General features: G+C 72.7%; 1 protein-coding gene. It reads right to left on the reverse strand.

Annotated elements, in window-relative coordinates:
* A partial coding sequence (locus tag AQJ64_RS43980; protein ID WP_425315625.1) for an acyltransferase domain-containing protein occupies nt 1-951 on the reverse strand: 951 nt, incomplete at both ends.

Below are 951 nucleotides of genomic sequence, written 5' to 3' on the forward strand. Positions count from 1 at the left end.
AGGCGGAACAGCGCCACCTCAAGGGCGAACAGCGCGGGCTGCGCGAACTCCGTCCGGTTCAGCCGCTCGGCATCCTCACCGAACACCACCTCCCGCAGCGGGCGGGCCACTTCGGTGTCGAGGTGGGCGCAGGCCGCGTCGAAGGCGTCCGCGAAGACGGGGTGGGTGTCGTACAACTCCCGGCCCATGCCCAGGCGCTGGGAGCCCTGTCCGGCGAACAGGAACGCGGTGCGCGCATCGCGTCGTGCCGTGCCCGTCGCCGCGTTGAGCGCCTCCTCGCCGGAAACGACCGACTCCAGCGCCCGCAGCAACTCCGCACGGTCCGAGCCCCAGACCACCGCCCGGTGCTCGAACAGCGACCGCGACCGCACCAGCGCACCACCGACCTCGGCGACACCCAGCCTCTCGTCGGCGGACACGAACTCCGCCAGCCGGCCCGCCTGGCCCCGCAGCGCCGCACCCGTACGGCCCGACACCACCCACGGCACCACACCACCGGCCACCGGCACACTCACCGGCTCCGGCTCCGGCTCCGGCTCCGCCACGACCGGCGGCTCCTCCAGCACCACATGCGCGTTCGTACCGCTCAGACCGAAGGACGACACACCCGCACGGCGCGCCCGCCCCTCGACGCGCGGCCAGTCCACGCTGTCCTTGAGTACTTCGACCGCACCGGCCGTCCAGTCCACGTGCGACGACGGCTCCTCCGCGTGCAGGGTCCTCGGCAGCACTCCGTGCTGCATGGCCAGCACCATCTTGATCACACCGGCGGCACCGGCAGCGGCCTGGGTGTGACCGATGTTCGACTTCACCGAGCCCAGCAGCAGCGGCCGTTCCCGGTCCTGACCATAGGCCGCCAGGATCGCCTGCGCCTCGATCGGGTCGCCCAGAGCCGTGCCCGTACCGTGCGCCTCCACGGCGTCCACGTCGGCCGGATTCAGCCCAGCGCCC

Source organism: Streptomyces griseoruber, assembly GCF_001514205.1.
GTDB classification, from domain to species: domain Bacteria; phylum Actinomycetota; class Actinomycetes; order Streptomycetales; family Streptomycetaceae; genus Streptomyces; species Streptomyces griseoruber.